The sequence below is a fragment of the Corallococcus sp. AB049A genome (genome assembly GCF_003668885.1).
In the GTDB taxonomy this organism is placed as follows: Bacteria; Myxococcota; Myxococcia; order Myxococcales; family Myxococcaceae; genus Corallococcus; species Corallococcus interemptor.
In genome coordinates, this window is record NZ_RAWL01001359.1 from 1 (window position 1) to 402 (window position 402).

Here is a 402-nt window from a genome sequence, read left to right on the forward strand (position 1 = left end):
GCGGGGGCGCGAGGGAGACGGCGAGCTCGGGCGGGGCTTCGGCGGTTTCGGACGGAGGCGTGGACACGGCGGGCGCGCACATGCGCAGAGCCGCCCGGGGGAGTCAAACGGCGCGGAGTGCTCGTGGAAGCGCTCCTGTTCGCTGCGATGTCCGAGGTGCTCGGGGAATCCCCTGGCGTGACGCATCTGATACAGCGGGTGGCACACGGGAGGACGCATGGCGCGCAAGCAACGGACGCCCAGGTGGCTCGAGGCCGCGAGGCGCAGGGGACCGGAGACCCCGGCGGGTCCGGGCTCGGACTGGCTGGCGCGGGCCCTGGGCCGGGCCGGTGTGCTGCCCCGCGTCCAGGCCGAGCAGGCGGTGCGCGACGGCCGCGTGGAGGTGGATGGCCGGGTGGAGCG

General features: G+C 75.6%; 1 protein-coding gene. It reads left to right on the forward strand.

Going from position 1 to position 402, the window contains the following annotated elements; all coding sequences use genetic code 11:
* Positions 1 to 217: 217 nt before the first annotated feature.
* On the forward strand, positions 218 to 402 hold a 185-nt coding region (locus tag D7X55_RS42160), incomplete at its 3' end, for a S4 domain-containing protein (RefSeq protein WP_255425074.1).